Annotated in this window: 12 protein-coding genes; 6 read left to right on the forward strand and 6 right to left on the reverse strand. The window is 70.2% G+C overall.

Annotation, left to right across the window (positions count from 1 at the left end; all coding sequences use genetic code 11):
* Window positions 1-208: 208 nt before the first annotated feature.
* Complete coding sequence (locus tag ACYVIO_RS32550; protein WP_460654769.1) at window positions 209-1402, forward strand: Cmx/CmrA family chloramphenicol efflux MFS transporter; 1194 nt, start codon at window positions 209-211, stop codon at window positions 1400-1402.
* Window positions 1403-1503: 101 nt separating this feature from the next.
* Here ACYVIO_RS32550 and ACYVIO_RS32555 read toward each other — a convergent pair whose 3' ends face one another.
* A complete protein-coding gene (locus ACYVIO_RS32555) occupies window positions 1504-2922 on the reverse strand; it encodes an APC family permease (protein ID WP_460654770.1) in 1419 nt (472 codons plus the stop codon).
* A 112-nt stretch (window positions 2923-3034) separates the two neighbouring features.
* On the opposite strand from ACYVIO_RS32555, the gene ACYVIO_RS32560 reads away from it, so the two are divergent.
* Window positions 3035-3976, forward strand: a complete 942-nt coding sequence (locus ACYVIO_RS32560; RefSeq protein WP_460654771.1) for a DUF389 domain-containing protein — start codon at window positions 3035-3037, stop codon at window positions 3974-3976.
* 63 nt (window positions 3977-4039) lie between these two features.
* Here ACYVIO_RS32560 and ACYVIO_RS32565 read toward each other — a convergent pair whose 3' ends face one another.
* Window positions 4040-7252 (reverse strand): S8 family serine peptidase, encoded by a 3213-nt coding sequence (locus ACYVIO_RS32565; RefSeq protein WP_460654772.1) that lies wholly within the window; start codon window positions 7250-7252, stop codon window positions 4040-4042.
* A gap of 87 nt (window positions 7253-7339) precedes the next feature.
* Between ACYVIO_RS32565 and ACYVIO_RS32570 the strand changes: the two genes are divergently transcribed.
* The gene (locus ACYVIO_RS32570; protein ID WP_460654773.1) at window positions 7340-8287 is read left to right on the forward strand and encodes a transcriptional regulator TrmB; all 948 of its coding nucleotides are present in this window, start codon (window positions 7340-7342) and stop codon (window positions 8285-8287) included.
* On the opposite strand, the gene ACYVIO_RS32575 is transcribed toward ACYVIO_RS32570, so the two are convergent.
* The 3 genes from ACYVIO_RS32575 to ACYVIO_RS32585 all read right to left on the reverse strand — a co-directional run bounded on the left by ACYVIO_RS32575 (window position 8284) and on the right by ACYVIO_RS32585 (window position 10718).
* Window positions 8284-8904 carry an HNH endonuclease family protein gene (locus ACYVIO_RS32575; RefSeq protein WP_460654774.1) on the reverse strand — a complete coding sequence of 207 codons (621 nt, stop codon included), beginning with the start codon at window positions 8902-8904 and terminating at the stop codon, window positions 8284-8286. The genes ACYVIO_RS32570 and ACYVIO_RS32575 overlap by 4 nt on opposite strands.
* A gap of 105 nt (window positions 8905-9009) precedes the next feature.
* Entirely contained in the window at window positions 9010-9777 is a 768-nt protein-coding gene (locus ACYVIO_RS32580; RefSeq protein WP_460654775.1) for a YaaA family protein, read from the reverse strand.
* Entirely contained in the window at window positions 9774-10718 is a 945-nt protein-coding gene (locus tag ACYVIO_RS32585) for an aldo/keto reductase (RefSeq protein WP_460654776.1), read from the reverse strand. The genes ACYVIO_RS32580 and ACYVIO_RS32585 overlap by 4 nt, the downstream gene beginning before the upstream one ends.
* A gap of 66 nt (window positions 10719-10784) precedes the next feature.
* Between ACYVIO_RS32585 and pepN the strand changes: the two genes are divergently transcribed.
* The 3 genes from pepN to ACYVIO_RS32600 all read left to right on the forward strand — a co-directional run bounded on the left by pepN (window position 10785) and on the right by ACYVIO_RS32600 (window position 16186).
* Window positions 10785-13250 (forward strand): aminopeptidase N, encoded by a 2466-nt coding sequence (gene pepN, locus ACYVIO_RS32590; protein ID WP_460654777.1) that lies wholly within the window; start codon window positions 10785-10787, stop codon window positions 13248-13250.
* A 174-nt stretch (window positions 13251-13424) separates the two neighbouring features.
* Window positions 13425-15512: a septation protein SepH gene (gene sepH / locus ACYVIO_RS32595; RefSeq protein WP_460654778.1), complete on the forward strand. Its 2088-nt coding sequence runs from the start codon at window positions 13425-13427 to the stop codon at window positions 15510-15512.
* Window positions 15513-15772: 260 nt separating this feature from the next.
* Complete coding sequence (locus ACYVIO_RS32600) at window positions 15773-16186, forward strand: hypothetical protein (protein ID WP_460654779.1); 414 nt, start codon at window positions 15773-15775, stop codon at window positions 16184-16186.
* On the opposite strand, the gene ACYVIO_RS32605 is transcribed toward ACYVIO_RS32600, so the two are convergent.
* On the reverse strand, window positions 16183-17412 hold the full coding sequence (locus tag ACYVIO_RS32605; protein WP_460654780.1) for an erythromycin esterase family protein: 1230 nt from the start codon (window positions 17410-17412) through the stop codon (window positions 16183-16185). The two genes, ACYVIO_RS32600 and ACYVIO_RS32605, sit on opposite strands and share 4 nt — an antisense overlap.
* Between the last annotated feature and the right edge of the window lie 31 nt (window positions 17413-17443).

Consider the following 17443-nt stretch of genomic DNA (forward strand, 5'->3'; position numbering starts at 1 on the left):
CGAGAGGATCCCAAACACGACGTAAGCGTTACGTTCGCCACATCGCGGACTGCAGGGCGCGACGGAAGCCGATTCTGTGTAACTATGTGCAACTCGTAGGTCGCTGTGTGCGATTGGGTGGGGGCCTGAAGTCAACCGCACCGCTGTGTGCTGTCCCCCGACCGTTCGCCGGGCCCGTCCGCCCGAACGTCCAGGAGGAGGACTTGCTGTGCCGTTGGCCGTCTACATCATCGGGTTGGCGATCTTCGCCCAGGGCACGTCGGAGCTGATGCTCGCGGGCCTGCTGCCCGAGATGGCCACCGACCTCGAGGTCTCGATCCCCCAGGCCGGCCTGCTGATCTCGGCCTTCGCCGTCGGCATGCTCGTCGGCGCCCCGGTGCTCGCCGTGGTCACCCTGCGCTGGCCACGCCGTACGACGCTGCTGGTCTTCCTCGCGATCTTCGCGCTCGCCCACGTCGCCGGCGCCCTCACCCCGAACTACGGCGTCCTGCTCGCGACCCGCATCGTCGGAGCGTTCGTGTACGCCGGGTTCTGGGCGGTCGCCGCCGTCGCCGCGGTCGGCCTGGTGCCGTCCGGCAGCCGCGCGAAAGCGATGAGCGTGGTCACCGGCGGACTCACCATCGCGACCATCATCGGTCTCCCGGCCGGCACGGTGATCGGTCAGCACCTCGGCTGGCGCGCGGCGTTCTGGGCCGTCGCACTGATGTCGTCGCTGGCCATGATCGGCGTTGTACGGACCATTCCTGCCGGGCGCCCCGAGCCGGACAGCACGCCGCGCCTCGACACCGAGTTCCGCGCGATGGCCAACCCGCGGCTGTGGCTGTCGTACGCGACGACCGCGCTGGTCACGGCCGCGATCCTGGTCGTGTTCAGCTACCTCGCTCCCCTGCTCACCGACGACACCGGGCTGCCAGCCGGGGCGATTCCCGGCGTCCTTGCCCTGTACGGCGTGGGCTCGCTGATCGGGATCACGCTCGGCGGCCGGACCGCTGACGCGACGCCGTTCCGGACGCTGCTGGTCGGGATCACCGGCGTGGTGGCGATGTCGGCGGTGCTCGCGCTGCGGGCCGATCAGCCGGTGGTGGCGATCGTTGCGGTGTTCCTGCTGGGTGGATTCGGGTTCGCGGTGAATCCGGCGCTCAATGCTCGGGTGTTCAGCCTGGCGGAGAAGGCGCCGACGCTGGCGACGGCGGTGAACTTCTCGGCGTTCAACGTGGGGATCACTGTCGGGCCGTGGCTGGGTGGACGGGCGATCGACGCGGGGGCCGGGTATCCGTCGCTGGGGTGGATCGCGGTGGGGCTCGGGGTTGTTGCTCTGGGCACCGTTCTGCTGGCTGCTCTGGTGCCGTTGCGGTCGATGCGGGCCGAGGCCCGGGTGCGGGCTACGCATCTGCCGAACTGAACTCACTGACCTCAGACCGAAGCCCCGCCTCTGGAGAAGAGGACGGGGCTTCGGTGGGGACTACTTGAAAGACTTGGCATGCCTGGTGGTCTGGGGGTGGGTCAGTTGACGGGGCCGCTGGGGTCGATGTGGCTGGGGTCGAAGTCCGCCTTGCGGTGGAAGACGTACTTGTTCAGCAGCCAGGTCAGCGCCCACAGGCCGACACCGACGACCATCAGCCAGCCGGCGATCTTGTAGTCGCCGCTGGCCCGGCCCGACAGCGGGCTGGCCAGGTAGAGGCACAGGACCACACCGAGGATCGGCAGCGCGGTCGGCGCCTTGAAGTGCTTGTGCTCCACCGGGTCCCGCCGCAGCACGAGCACGGCGACGTTGACGACCGCGAACACGCACAGCAGCAGGAGCGCCGTCGTCCCGCCGAGGGCGGTCAGGTCGGCGTACCCGATCAGGAAGAACGCGAGCAGCGAGGTGAACAGGATCGCCACCCACGGCGTACGGCGCTTGTGCAGCACGCGGCCGAGCGGTCCGGGCAGGACCTTCTCGTGCGACATCCCGTACAGCAGGCGGCTGGCCATCAGCATGTTGATCAGCGCCGAGTTGGCGACCGCGAACATCGTGATCCAGGCGAACAGCTGCAACGGGAAGTTCGGCGCGCCGGCCTCGATCACCTTCAGCAGCGGGGTCGAGCCCTTGTTCAGGTCCTCCGGCGAGACCAGCGTGACCGCGGAGATCGCGACCAGAATGTAGATCACGCCGGTCACCGACAGGCCGATCAGCATGATCTTGGGGAAGATCTTGACCGGGTCCTTGGTCTCCTCGGCCATGTTCACCGAGTCCTCGAAGCCGACCATCGCGAAGAACGCCAGCGCGGTCGCCGCCGTCACCGCGCCGAACGCGTTGTCGCCCTCGGGAGTGTGGAACTCGGTCAGCCGCGACGTGTCGCCGTCACCACCGGCGATCGCCCACACGCCGACGCCGATCACGATCAGCAGACCGGTCAGCTCGATCAAGGTCAGTACGACGTTCGCCTTGACGCTCTCGCCGACGCCGCGAAGGTTGACCAGGGCAATCAACGCCATGAACGCCAGCGCGGTGATCATCAGCAGCGACCCACGGTCCGGGTCGAGCTTGACCGCGGAGAAGAAGTTCGCCGCGAACGCCTTCGACGCGCTCGACGCCGAGGTCAGACCCGAGCACATCACCGCGAAGGTGAGCAGGAAGGTGAGGAAGTGGATGCCGAACGCCTTGTGCGTGTAGACCGCCGCACCACCGGCCTTCGGGTACTTGGTCACCAGCTCGAGGTAACTCGTTGCCGTCAGCATCGCGACGATGAACGCGCACAGGAACGGCAGCCAGACCGCGCCACCCACCTCGCCCGCGACCTTGCCGGTCAGCGCGTACACACCGGTGCCGAGGATGTCGCCGACCACGAACAGCAGCAGCAGTCCGGGCCCCATCACCCGCTTCAGTTCCGGACGGTCCGGCGCGGCCTCGGTCGTTGCCGCGCTGGTGCTCTCGCTCATCCTGCCTCCCTGGATCGCTGGACTGCAGTCGACCACAGCCGTGGTGCACCGCGACAGACCTTCGACCTGTCCTGAAGAGGTCAAACCCCGAACAGGCCATGATGGTCCGGTGATGCATCTTCGTCTCATCGTCCCACCGGATCGCACCACGCGCGTCCTGGACACGCTCGTCGCGGATCCGCGCGTGACCAGCATCGTGACGCTGCCCGGCGCCGCGAAGCGGCCGGCCGGTGACGTGGTCGAGTGCGACGTGACGCGGGAGGCGACCTCGGACGTCCTGACCTGGTTGAAGAAGCAAGGACTGTACGACGACGGCTCGGTCGCCGTCACCGAGGTCGGGGCGACACCGTCGCACAACGCGCGCGACACCGAGAAGGCGGCACCGGGTGCGCCGGACGACGCGGTGATCTGGGACGCGGTCGTCGACCAGGCCTACAACGAGGCGTCGGGCTCGTGGGCGTACTACGCGTTCCTCACGCTGGCCACGATGATCGCGGCCGTTGCCGTCGTCACCGATTCCTCCATCCTGGTCGTCGGCGCGATGGTGGTCGGACCCGAGTTCGGAGTCGTCGCCGCCTTGGCGGTCGGGCTCGCGCTGGGCCGCGGCAACCTCGCGCTCGGCTCGCTGCGGATGCTGGCGCAGGGGTTCGTGCTCGCGATCGTGCTGACGATGCTGATGGCGTTGCTCGCCCGCGCGGCCGGATGGATCGACGCCGCCGACGTCGAAGCGGCGCGACCGCTGACCGGGTTCATCTGGCGGCCGGACCGCTGGTCGGCGGTTGTCGCCGTACTGGCTGGATGTGCCGGGGTGCTGTCGCAGACCGCTGGTCGGTCGAACGCGTTGGTCGGGGTGTTCATCTCGGTGACAACTGTTCCGGCCGCCGGCGATCTAGCGTTGTCGACGGCTTTGTGGGCGCCGGGGCAGATCGGTGGCGCCGCGGCGCAGCTCGGGATCAACCTGGCGGGGATGACGGCGGCCGGGGTCGTGACGCTCGTGCTGCAGCGGACGATCTGGCGCCAGTACCTGCGGCGTAAGGCTCTACCTGCCAGGTAAGGAGCCGGGCGCGGGGTTGAGGCTTGACCGGGCGTCCCCTGCCCGGTCCCCCGCGCCCGGCAGTCAGGTGACCGGGATCGCGTTCAGCACGGTCTGGTCGATGCTGCCACCGGCCGCGTCGGTCGCAACAGCTCGAAGCGACAACGTTTTCCCGGGCAGGACGGCCCACGGCGGGACGAGTGCCGTGTACTTCCCGGCGACCGGTACGACGAGCGCCTGCGTCCAGCGCCGGCCGTTGTCGGTCGAGTACCAGAGCTTCGCGCCGGTGACCCGGGAGGCTGTCGAGCCGGTGAGGTGGCCGACGAGCAGGTCGATCGTGAGCGGCCTCCACGCCGGAGCTCGACCGAAGCCGTCGACGCTCGCGTCGTACCCGATCTCCAGAAGAGCGGGCGGTACGCCGGTCGCCTTGGTCGGATCGGGAGCCGCGGAGATGTAGTTCCAGATCGTCGACGCCTGGCCCGCGGTCGGGTAGATCGTGGGGTCGAGGGTCCAGCTCTGCTCGAGGCGGAAGCGGGCCGACTCGCGCGGCACGGGGAAGTACGCCGATCCGGCGGCGGCCTCGCCGACCGGGGTGTCGTTGCGCGAGAGCGCGATCCGGCGTTCCTTGTACGCCGACGCGGGCGGCTTGCTGCGGTGGAAGGCGTCGCCCAGGCCGACGTCGACGAACATCGACGTCTGGGAGTGCGAGGCGACGAACATCGTCGGGTGCAGGGTCAGGCCGAAGCTTCGGTCGACTCGCGCGCTGCTCGGGAACGCGAGGTTCTCGCGGTCGCAGAGGTCGGTGCCGGTGGCTGCGGTCAGGCACTGGTTCCAGAGGGCGCCGGGGTCGGCGGTGAGGAGTTCGACCTGGTGTGAGGGGACTTGGACCGTACGGCGGTTGACCCAGCCGACGCGGGACTCCTTGGTCGCCCAGGCTCTGGTGACGACTTGCTGGCCGACGCCGTTGATCGTGCCGAAGGTGTTGTCGACGCGGGCCATGCGGGCGACGTCCTGACGGGACAGCTTCGAGGCGAGGGGGAAGTGGTCGTTGACCAGGAGCAGTTCGTACGCCGCTGGGTCGGTCGGGCGGGGCTTGGTGGTGGGTTCGAGGCGCCAGCGGTTGGAGGCTTCGAAGGAGCCGCTGCCGGTGAGCTTCGTCGTCGGCTGGATGAAGATGGTGCCGGCGGCGATCTGCTCGGGGGTGAAGAACCAGAAGTCGCTGACGCCACGACTGTCGGAGTGCCGGGAGACGCTGATGGCCGACTCGGCCAGGCGTGTGGCTTGTCCTTCGATGGTTGGTGCGCGGTGGACTTGAGCTTTTCGAGCGTCGATGACGTAGGAGGTGTCAGCGGTGATGGCCAGCTCGGAGGTACCTGCTAGAGAGAAGGTATTGCCCGTGGTGACCGCCGACAGGAGGCTCCAGCGGCCGGGGGCGAGGCGGGCTTTGGCTGTGCCCTGGGCGTCGAGGGTGAGGTTGTTGGAGTTGCCGGTGGCGTAGTCGAAGGCGGTGACCTTGCCGCCGGCGTACGGGGTGCCGGTGCGGTCGAGGACCTTGACGGTGAGGTCGTAGCGGGGCGGTTCGTCGTACAGGCCGATCGCGAGGCGGAGGTCGCCGAGGGAGACGGTGCCTTCCCAGCGGTCGTCGGGGAGCAGGGCCGGGTCGACGGTGATGCGGGTCGAGGCGGTGCCGCCGGCGGGAACGGTCAGCGTCGACGGCTCGGCGGTGACGGCGTCAGCCGGTGCGGTGACCCCGGTCGGCGTGCGCTCGACGTCGCCGATCGGGAGGGTGACGGGCGTCGTACCGGCGTTGGTGACGGTGACGACCTGGCTGCGCAGTTGCTTGTCCGGGTGGCGCAGGTAGGCGAAGTCCAGTGACGCGAGATCCGTGGAGAGCGAGGACTGGTGGGCGAGGTCGAGCTGCCCGTTGCCGAGCGTCCAGCCGACACCGGCGGGAGCGGTCGAGGCGACGACGGCGGTCTTGAGCTGCTGCCAGGTCTTCGACGGGTTCTCCTGCAGCAGCAGCGCGGCCGCGCCGGTGACGAGCGGCGTCGCCTGGGAGGTCCCCGACATCGCGACGTACAGGTCGCCGTCGCGAGCGCCGGCCTTCGCGCCGGGGACGTCGACGCCGGGTGCGGCCAGGTCGGGCTTGAGCCGGTACGTGCCCTTGGTCGGGCCCTCGCTGGAGAAGTTCGCCTGCCGACCGGCCGCGTCGACGGCACCCACGGTCAGCGCCGAGGCGGCGATGCCGGGACTGCCGATCGTGTACGGCGTGGCGCCGAAGTTGCCGCGGTTGCCCGCGGCCGCGACGAACAACGTGCCGTACGACGCGGTCAGCCGATCGAGCGCCGTCGAGACCAGGTCGTCGCCGTCACCAGGGGTCGAGCTGAGGCTGAGGTTGACCAGATCGGCGCCTTGAGCCGCGGCCCATTCCATGCCCGCGATCACCCACGACTCCTGGCCGAAACCGTCGGCGCTGAGCACCTTGCCGGAGATCAGCTCGGCGGCCGGGGCGATGCCCTGGCGAGCGCCGTCGGAGCCTGCGCCGTTGCCGACGACGAGTGAGGCGACGTGCGTGCCGTGGCCGTTGTCGTCCTCCGTGCTCGCGCTCGCGGTGAAGTCCTGCGCGGCGGCGACCTTGCCGGTGAGCGCGGGGTGACCGGAGTCGACGCCGGTGTCGAGGACGGCGACCTTCACGCCACGGCCGTCGAGGCCGCGAGCCCAGGCGGCCGGTGCTTGGACTTGCTCGAGGTACGGATCCGGGGCTGAAGTTGAGGTAGAGGGTGAGGCCACCGAGGTCGCCGCGACCTTGCGGTCGAGCCAGATCTTGCCGGCCCCACGACGAAGAGTTGGTGCGCTGTCCTTGGCGACAGTTCCTGCCACTGCACCGATGCTGGTCAACTGATGGGCCGACCTCAGACCGATGCCCGCGCCCTGCGTGATCACCGGGAGATCGGCGCGGTGCGCGTCGTCGTACTGCATCTCGACCAGGCCGGTGACGTCGAACAACGCCGGGTCGAGCACCGACGGGACCAGGTCGGTCACCGTCGACGGGATCACCGTGACGTGGCCGGCGTCACGGCGTACGGAGAACGCCGTGCCCTGAACTTTCGGTTCGATCCGGACGTCGGACCCATCGACCACCACTGTGTCGCCGGTGATCAGCGTGACCGTCGAGGAAGGTTCCGCCACGGCCGGCGGGACGGCGCCGGCCGGGGGAACAGTCGCCGCACCCGCGGTCCAGGGGAGACCAGTTGCGAGCACAGCGACGACCAGGGAAACGGAGCGGAGACGTGGCACTCCCCTGTGGTATCGAATCCAGAGTGGTCCATGCCACGAGATAGCGTGTCGGATGCCGGACATGTCCACTACTGGTCAGGAGGTCACATGCTCGAGTCCGTCGGAGTTTCCGCCGAGGACGAAGCCGCCTACCGGGCGATCCTGGCCCTGCCCGGCTGCTGCCTGAGCGACCTTGCCCACCGCGTCGGCCGCTCCCCCGACGACCTGCGCGCCACCGTGGACCGGCTCGAGGAGCTGGGCCTGCTCACGCGGACGTCCGACGAGCCGCCGCGGCTGCTGCCGACCCGGCCGGACGTCGCGGTCGACGCGCTGGTCGCCGTACGGCGTGCTGAGCTGGACCGCGTCCGGGCCGAGGCGCGCGAGCTGTTGTCGGAGCTGCGCGCGCAGGAGCAGCACCGGCCGGACAACCTGGTCGAGGTGATCGTCGGGCAGGAAGCGATCGCGGCGCGGTTCGCGCAGCTGCTGAAGCAGACCAAGGACCAGCTGCTCGTGCTCGACCGGCCGCCGTACGCGTCGGGCGTCGAGCAGTCCGACAACACGGTCCGCGGGCTGCTGAGTGCGGGTGTGAGCGTGCGGGGCATCTACTCCCCCGACTCGCTGGAGATCGGCGGGGTCGACGAGGCGTACAGCGCGGCGGACGCCGGGGAGAGCTCTCGGGTGCACCCGCAGGTGCCGATGAAGCTGGCGATCTTCGACTCCACCGCCGCGCTGCTGCCGTTGTCGGTGGACTCACTGGTCGACAGCGCGCTCGTCGTCCACCCGTGTGCGCTGCTCGACGCGCTGATCGAGATGTTCAGGCTCCTGTGGGACCAGGCCGCCCCGATGGCTCCCGCCATCCGCGACCCGCTCGACGCACGCCTGATGACGCTGCTCGCCGCCGGCTTCAAGGACGACGCGATCGCCCGTCAACTCGCGCTGAGCAGCCGCACGGTCGGCCGCCGCGTCGCCGAACTGATGGAGACGCTGGGCGCCCGGACCCGCTTCCAGGCCGGGATCCACGCCCAACGCCGCCAACTACTCGACCCGGACTCCTAGCAGGCGGCGAGCATGCCCTGGAGGGCGGTCTTCTCGGCCGACTGCAGGGACAGGCCGTACGTGTACTTCACCCAGATCCACTCGCGGGCGTAGATGCAGTGGACGGAGGCGTTGGTCGGCTTCCACTCCGACGGGTCCCGGTCGCCCTTCGAGCGGTTGCTCGACGCCGAGACCGCGATCAGTTGCGCGATGCTCCGGTCGTTGGCGAACTGCTGGCGCTTGGCCGTCGTCCAGCCGTTCGCGCCCGACTTCCACGCCTCGGCGAGCGGGACGATGTGGTCGATGTCGATCGCGGAGTCGTCCTCGACGTACGTCGCGTCGTACACGCTGTACCAGCGGCCGGCGGTCGGTTCGCACTGGGCGTCGACGGTCACTCCGGTGCCGTCGCGCTTGAGGACCTCGTCGCGGGTGTCGCAGGTGCCGGAGACGGTGATCCAGTGCGGGAACAGATCCCGGCTGTAACCCGAGGTCGAGCCTTCGGTCTTCACGGTCAGCGAGTTGAGCTGCGTCTGCGCCGTACTGGCCGGCGGCGGGTCGGGCGGGTAGGCCAGGGCGGTTCCGGCCCCGACGATCCAGGTGGTGGCTACCGCGGTGGCGAAGATGGTCTTACGTCGCATCGGTCAGGTCCTCCGAGGGTTGGGCGGATCCCCCCTGACGAGCTGCCTCAAGCCTTCCCCGGGTCCTGCGCGCGGGAAACCACCTGTCGGTGAAGCGTCGGTGAATCAGTCGTGCTCGACGACCGTCAGCGTCCAGCCGGAACCGGTCCGGTCCAGTTCCGCGTTCCACTGCTCACCGATCAGCTTCTGCAGCGCCTTCGGCGTACCAGGATCCTTGCCGGACTCCAGCAGGTACCGCGCGACCAGGCCGCGGGTGTGCTTCGCCATGTGCGACACGACCGAGCGGACGCCGGCCCGCTCGCGCACCACCGACACCGCGACCCACTTGGCCGCCAGCTCGTCGGCCGGGCGCCAGGCAGCGGCGTACGTCGACGAGCGGCAGTCCACGATCACGCTCTTGCCGACGGCCGCGTCGAGACTCGCGCGCAGCGGATCACGCCAGACCGAGGCGAGCGGGCCGAGCCCGGGCAGCGTCGTACTCATCGACAGCCGGTACGGCGGAACGCGGTCGCTCATCCGCAGCGCGCCCCACGCGCCCGAGACGACGAGGAGCCGGCTGTTCGCCCGGCGCTTCGACCCTGGCGACAACGTCGCGTAGCCGAGTGCGTCGTACAGGACGCCGGAGTACAGCTCCGACGCCGGCACCGCGGGCTCGGACCGCCAGTGGATGTTCCGCTCGACCTCGTGCGCGAGCGACGGACCGACACCCAGTACGCCGAACGCGTCGCTGCTCGCCGACACCTTCGCCAACGTGTCGAGCACGGCCTCCCGCGTCGGGTTGAGCTCGGGGAACGACAGCGACTCGAGATCGACCGACCGGCCGCGAGCGCGACCGGTCTTACCCTCCGAGGGCGGGAGGAGAATCAGGGTCACGTCAGCTCGTCCAGGACAGCCAGGTCGTCGAGGGTCGGCTCCCACAGGCCGGCCGCGACGTTCTGCGCGATCTGCTCCGGCCGGGTCGCGCCGGCGATCACCGAGGCGACGGCTGGCTGCGCGGCCAGGCCGCCGATCGCGACGTCGAGCAGCGTCAGGTCACGCTCGGCCGCGAAGGTCTCCAGCGCCTCGATCTTGTCGAAGTCGGCGCGGGCCAGCCGCTCGGGCATCTTGGCCAGGCGGGTGCCGTCGGGGGCGTCGGCGCCGCGCTTGTACTTGCCGGTGAGCAGCCCGGACTCGAGCGGGAAGTACGGCAGGATCCCGATCCCGAGGTGCTCGCAGGCGGGAACCAGCTCGTCCTCGACGTCGCGGTCGAGCAGCGAGTACTTGTTCTGGGCGCTGATGAAGTGCTCGGTGCCGCCGGTCCGCGCGGCCCAGTCGGCGTCGACCACCTGCCAGCCCGCGAACTGCGAGCTGCCGATGTAGCGAACCTTGCCCTCGGCAACCAGTTCGGTGAGCGCGGACAGCGTCTCCTCGATCGGCGTGACCAGGTCCGGCACGTGCAGCTGGTACAGGTCGATCCAGTCCGTGCCGAGCCGGCGCAGGCTCGCCTCGACCGCCTTGCGGATGTAGCGGCGCGAACCGCGCACGCCCCAGTCGGGCCCGTTCTCGCCCTTCATGTCACCGCCGAACTTCGTGGCGATCACCACCTCGTCGCGGCGCGACCCGAGCGCGGCGCCGAGGATCTGCTCGCTGAACCCGAGCTCGCCGCGGTACACGTCGGCGGTGTCGAACAGCGTGATCCCGGCGTCGACCGCCGCGTTCACCACCGTCTCGGCCTGGTCGGCGGCGATCCGTCCGCCGAAGTTGTTGCAGCCCAGTCCGACCACACTCACGGTCAGGCCGGAGTCACCCAGCTGGCGGTACTCCATGTCGGTCATAGCCAAAACTTTGTCATGGCCAAACCCTCTCGATGCCGCTGGGGTCGTCGGCATAGAGTGCCGACCATGCCGAGTCTCACAGTCGACGGCGCCCTCACCCGGGCCGCCGCACTCACCGTTCACAGCTACGACGTCGATCTCGACCTGACCCGCGGCGACCGCGTGTTCGGGTCCGTCACGCGGATCGCCTTCAGCGCGACCGACGAGCAGACCTGGCTGGACGTCCGGCCCGACGAGCTCGTCTCGGTGACCTTGAACGGTACGGCGGTCGACGTCGCGGGGCTGAACGACGGACGGCTCGAGCTGACCGGCCTGACCGCGGACAACGAGCTGGTCGTGGACGCGACGATGCTCTACTCCAACGACGGCGAGGGGCTGCACCGCAGCGTCGACGCGGCCGACGGCCTGGTCTACCTGTACGCGATGTCGTTCCTCGAGGCCGCGCCGCGGATCTTCGCCTGCTTCGACCAGCCCGACCTCAAGGCGCCGTACCGGCTGAAGGTGACCGCTCCGACCGAGTGGATCGTCCTCGGCAACGGTGCCGCCAAGCAGGTCTCCCCCGGTCGCTGGGAGCTCGCCGAGACCAAGCCGCTGTCGACGTACTTCGTCACGCTGGTCGCCGGCCCGTACCACCAGCTCCTCGACGACCACGATGGCATTCCGCTCGGCGTCGTCGCGCGCCAGTCGCTGAAGGACGCGCTCGACCGTGAGGCCGCCGACATCTTCGAGGTGACCAAGCAGGCCTTCGACGAGTTCCACAACCTGTTCGGGTACCGCTACCCGTTCGGCGAGTACCACCAGGCGTTCGTGCCGGAGTTCAACGCCGGCGCGATGGAGAACCCGGGCTGCGTGACCTTCCGCGACTCGATGGTGTTCCGCTCCGCCGCGACCGACTCCGAGCGGTCCAACCGGGCCCGGACGATCGTGCACGAGATGGCCCACCAGTGGTTCGGTGACACCGTCACGATGAAGTGGTGGAACGACCTGTGGCTGAACGAGTCGTTCGCCGAGTACATGGCGCACCGGGTCTCGACCAAGGCCACCAAGTACGCCGACAACTGGATCGACTTCGCGTTCATCCGCCGCTGGTGGGGACTGCAGGCCGACCAGCGCACGTCGACCCACCCGGTCGCGTCCGACCCGGGCAAGGACGCCGCCGCGTCGCTCGACGACTTCGACGGCATCTCGTACGCCAAGGGCGCCGCGGTCCTGAAGCAGCTGGCCGCCTACCTCGGTGACGACGTGTTCCTGGCCGGGGTCAACGCGCACATCGAGGCGAACGAGTTCGGCAACGCGACCTTCGCCGACCTGGTCGCGAAGTGGACCGAGGCCGGCGCGGTCGGGCTCGAGGCGTGGGCGCAGGCCTGGCTGCGGACGCCGGGGCTCGACACGATCAGCGCCGAGCGCACCGCCACCGGCGTACTGCTGCGACGGACCGCTCCCGCGCAGTACCCGGCCGACCGGCCGCACAAGCTCACGATCGGCGCGTACGACGCCAACGGGCAGCTCGTCGCGTCCGCACCGGTGCTGCTGGACGCCGACGAGGTGTCGGTCGAGCTGGATCTCGCCGACGCGGTCGTGATTGTCCCGGACTGCGCCGACGACACCTGGGCGAAGGTCCGGCTCGACGCGGACACGCTCGCGCGGCTGACCGACGTACTGCCGAAGATCGAGGACGGCGTGACCCGGGCGGTCGTGCTGAACAGCCTGCGCGACGCGACCAACGACGGCGAGCTGGACCCGCGGATCGGGTTCGCCGCCGTGCTGGCCGCGCTGCCGACCGAGACGAGCGACATCGCGGTCGGCTCGATGGTCGCGTGGGTGCAGACGCACCTGATCGGCGTCGTGCTGCCGTACGAGGAGTACCGGGCGCAGCTGTCCGCCGTACTGACTGAGCGGGTGTCGACGGTCGAGGTCGGGAGCAGCGTGCAACTGATGGTCGTGCGCGCGGCGATCCGTACGACGGCCGACGCGGACCTGCTGCGCGGCTGGCTGGCCGGGACCGACGTACCGGACGGGATCACCGTCGACGCGGACCTGCGCTGGCTGATCACGCTGCAGCTCGCCCGCCTCGGCGCCATCGACGACGCCGGCATCGACGCCGAGCTGGCCCGCGACACCTCCTCGGAGGGTGTCGTGCACGCGACCCGCTGCCGCGCCGCGCTGCCGACGGCCGAGGCCAAGGAACGCGCCTGGGCGCAGCTCATCACCGACGCCGACCTGTCGAACTACGAGCTGTACGCCGCCGGCGAGGGGTTCTGGCACCCGGCGCAGACCGAGCTGACGGCGCCGTACGTCGAACGGTTCTTCGCCGAGATCGCCGGCACCGAGAAGCTGCGCTCGGGCTGGGTCGTGGCCCGCTCGGCGATGCTCGCGTTCCCGGTCTACGCCGTCGACGCGACGACCGCGCGGCTGGCCGCCGACCTGGTCGCCGACGAGGCCGTTTCGGCCGGGATCCGGCGCTCGGTCGGGGACCGCGCGGACGATCTGAACCGGTCGCTCGCGGTGCGGACGGCGTACCCGGTCGGCTGATCACTACGCGTTGTGACTAATGTGACTGGTGTGACCAGAAGGACCCGGCTGACCAGGCAAGATGTGATTTCGTGACGTAACCTCCACAATGACCGCCCGGCACGGCGCGCCGGTCTTGGTCAGGCAGCACGTCACGGGAGAGACTGTCGAGAACCGCACAGGAGAACATAGGCAATGCGCGAGGCGAGGCTCGTCGGTCTGAGCCAGGACGGCACCAAGCTGGTCCTGGCCGTGGCCGAAACGGGTGAGGAGTTCGCCGTCCCGGTCGACGACCGGTTGCGTGCGGCCCTGCGCGGCGACCGTGCCCGACTCGGCCAGCTGGAGATTCAAATGGAGAGCGCGCTGCGCCCACGAGACATCCAGGCTCGTATCCGCGCGGGCGAAAGTGTTGAAGCGGTCGCGGCGGTCGCCCAGATGCCGATGGAACGGGTGATGGCCTTCGCCGGCCCGGTCCTGGCCGAGCGCGACCACGTGGCCAACCTCGCGCAGCGGGCCTCGGTCCGCCGCCGCGGTGGCGGCGACGCTCCGACGCGCAACCTCGGCGCCTGGGTGACCGAGCGGCTGCGGATCCGCGGAGTCGACCCCGGCGCCGCCGAGTGGGACGCCTGGCGGCGCGAGGACGGCCGCTGGGCGGTTCGCGTGTCGTACCCGGTGGCCGAGGACGACGAGAAGGTCGCCATGTTCGCGTACGACGCTCCGGGACGGTACGCCGTACCGGACGACGACGAAGCACGCTGGCTGGTCGGCGAGCAGGCGCAGGTGCTGCCGCCGCAGCAGCCGGAACGGCGACTGACCGCGGTCGCCGACATCGATCTGTCGCTGGCGCCCGACCACGGGGCGGACAGCTACGAGGCCGCCGGGTTCGAGGACACGGTCAACCTGCAGCGGGCTCGTCAGCAGTACGCGCGGGACAACAATCCCCGCGACTTCGGTCAGGACATCGACCGCGACTTCGGGCGCGACCCGCAGCCGCCGGTGCGCGAGACCAATCATTCGTACCCGCGCGAGGCCCCGGGTCGTGAGGCACCGGCGCGCGAGGCCGGCGGACGCGACTACTCAACCCGCGAGGCGAGCGGGCGGGACTTCTCACGGGACAGTGGACGCGACGTCTCCCGCGACAGTGGACGGGAAGCACCTGGACGCGAGGCGTCGGCGAGCGGGCGGGACGGCTCCCGGGAGAGCGGACGGGACTTCTCGCGGGACTCGGTGCGGGAGAGCTTCACCGGGCGCGACCCCGAGCGCGGTCCGCGCCGGGTGCACTCGGTGCCTAGCCCCGACGAAGAGCCGACCCTCATCAACGTTCCGCTCGAGCCGCCGCCCGCCCTGCGGCCGAGCGTCCGCGCGGTCGAGCGCCCGACGCCTCCCCCGGTGGAACCGACCCCGCCGGAAGAGCGCGCCGCCGCCCCCGAGAACCGCTTCACCGAACGCCGCACGTCCCCGGCTGAGCTTCGCCAGCCCGAGCAGGACCAGCCGGAATCCCGCGAGACCGACCGTCGCGACTCCGATCACCGCCAGCCGGAAGGCCGCGAGCGCGAGCCTCGCGAGTCGGACCAGCGCCAGTCGGAACGCCACCCCGAGCCCCGCCCGGCGGAAGCACGCCAGTCCGAGCGTTCGGCCGAGGCTCGTCAGACGGAGGCATGGCAGCCTGAGCGTTCGGCTGAGGCACGTCAGGCGGAGGCGCGTCAGCCCGAGCGCCAGGCGGAAGCACGCGAGTCCGAGCGTCAGTCCGACCTCGCCCGGAACGAGCAGGCACGTCAGACCGAGCTGGCACCGCACGAGCGGGCCGGCCAGTCCGAGCGTCAGAGCGAGCTGGCTCCGCACGAGCAGGTGCGGCCGACAATCGAAGCGCGTCAGCCCGAGCGACTGAGCGAGATGGCCCTCCAGCGTCAGGCGGAGGAAGCCCGGCGCACCGAGCCGGCTCCGGCGGACCCGCGTCACCCGGAGCTCGAAGCCGAGCCCAAGGCCGCCGACCCCCGGCACCCGGAGCTCCAGCAGCCCGCGCGTCCGACGATCCCCAAGCCCTTCGACCCCCGTCGCGGCAACCAGGAGAGCCGGGTAAACCAGCCCACTCTCCCGACCGCCCCGGCAGCCCAGCCGAAGCCGCCGGCCACGGACGCTCCCAAGCCCGAGGCCCCCGCAGCCAGCGCCGAGACACCGGCCGAGCCCACCCCCGAGCCGAAGAAGAAGCCGGCCCGCCGAGGCTCCAAGCGCGCCAGCGTCCCCAGCTGGGACGAGATCATGTTCGGCAAGAAAGCCGACTGAGCACCAGACACCGGAACGCCCTGCAACCTGAAACAAGGTTGCAGGGCGTTCTGCTGTTCAGCCCTCAGGGACAGTTGTCTCAGATTGCGGGCGGTGTTTGGAGGAGGCGGGAAGCTCTGCCATGATCTTCCGCATGCGTATCTCGCTGTGTTGTTGCTGTTGTTGTCGCTGACGCGCGCCGTCTGAGGCGCGCGAGGCCCTGTCCATCTCCAGGCCCGCCCGCCGACACCAGCACTCACAGGATTCCGGATACCTTCCCGATGAACCTCAGCGCTTTCGCCGACCTGCTCGCGTCCCGTGGACTGCGGCTGCTGCCGGGCTCGCACGCCGTCCCGGTCGACCTGCTCGTTCAGTTGCCTGACGCAACGATCGTCCGGTTCACCGCCCGCGGCCGCACGCTGCGCCTGCGGCAGTACGCCGCCGACGCGCTCACCACGATCGCGATCCCCACCGAGTGCGGCTGCGGCGACCACCACCCGCAGACCGGCCCGAACCGCGTGACACTCAGCGCGTACGCCGTACCGCTCGCCGAGCGCCTCATCGACGGCGAGCTCGTCTTCGGCTGGACCGCCCACGAAGCCGGCCTGCTCCGCCTCGCCGACGCCGCGCCGTACTTCTTCGACCTCCTCGCCGCGCTCCCCCAGGAGCAGCGGACCCTGGTCGGCGTCGCCTAGAGCGGTCGCGACGGGCTGGTCGACACGACGTACGCCAGCCCGTCGAACTCCTCCGCCAGCATCGTCGGCGCGAACTGCAGCTTGTACGTCCACCGCGCGACGAACGCCCCGAAGCTACGGAACATCTGCGGCTCCTCCAGCCAGTTCTGGATCTCGGCCGGCGCCTCCGCCACGGTCCGCAGATCGAGGAAGTGGTCGTGCGGATTCGCCGCCTCGAGCAACCCTTCCAGCGAGCTGAACCCACCACGCTCCAGCTTGTTCACCTCGACCGGCCCACTCCGCGAACCAGCCCAAGGCCCGGGCCACGTCCGCCGAGCGCGGAACGCTCCCGACCCACCCAGCACCGCGATCGCGTAGTACGCCGACCCGTACCGCTCCCGCAGCTCCCGACCCATCGGCCGTACGGCGGCACTCGGCCGGCTCGCCGCGAGATGCCCGTTGTGCGCCCACACCGCGCCCTTGAGGTCGTCGCCGAGCGCAGAATCCACCGCCTCGGCCATCAGCCGATCCCGTACGGCGAACACCGTCCGCGCCGCTTCCTTGTGCTCCTTCACCGCACACACCACGTCGGCGGCCCGGACCAGCTGCTTCCCAGCAACGAGGACCTCGGACGGCGCCGAGTGCTTCTCCAAGAACCCGACCAGCGCCTCGGTTTCCCGGACCAGCGCCCGCTTCGGATCCGGCCTCGCTCCCGGACCGGCGTCGACCTCCGTGGCGATCCCCTCGTCGAACAGCTCGAGCCGCTCCGGCGCGTCCGACTCCAAATAATCCCGGATGACCCGCAAGGCCGCCGAGCACTTCTGCGGATCGATCCCCACGAACCCGACCTGCTCCTCCGCGGGCCGATCCGCGTTGTACTTCCGCATCCACTGGACCATCGCGACGACCTCTTCGGTCGCCCACACCCAGAAGCCCAGGTCACTCACAACGGTCGGCGCATCGCCCGGCCCGCCGCGGACGTACGCGTCGACGGCTACCGCGGCCGACTCGCTCGCCTCCATCAGCAGCACCCGGCACCCGAGCTCGCCGACCAGGAACTCCAGCAGCCGGTGCTTGAGCTGGAAGAACTCCCGCGTCCCGTGCGTGGACTCGCCGAGTCCGACCACCCGCACGTCGGCGAGCACCTTCTTCAGCGGTTCCAGGTCGTCGTACGGCGCTCCGGCCTCGACGCCCGACAGCGCCCACGCCGTCTGCTTCAACCACTGCGGCACCCCAGGCTCGGTCACCCGACGACCCTATCCATCGAGGCCCAGAAAC

The organism is Kribbella endophytica, from assembly GCF_054781295.1.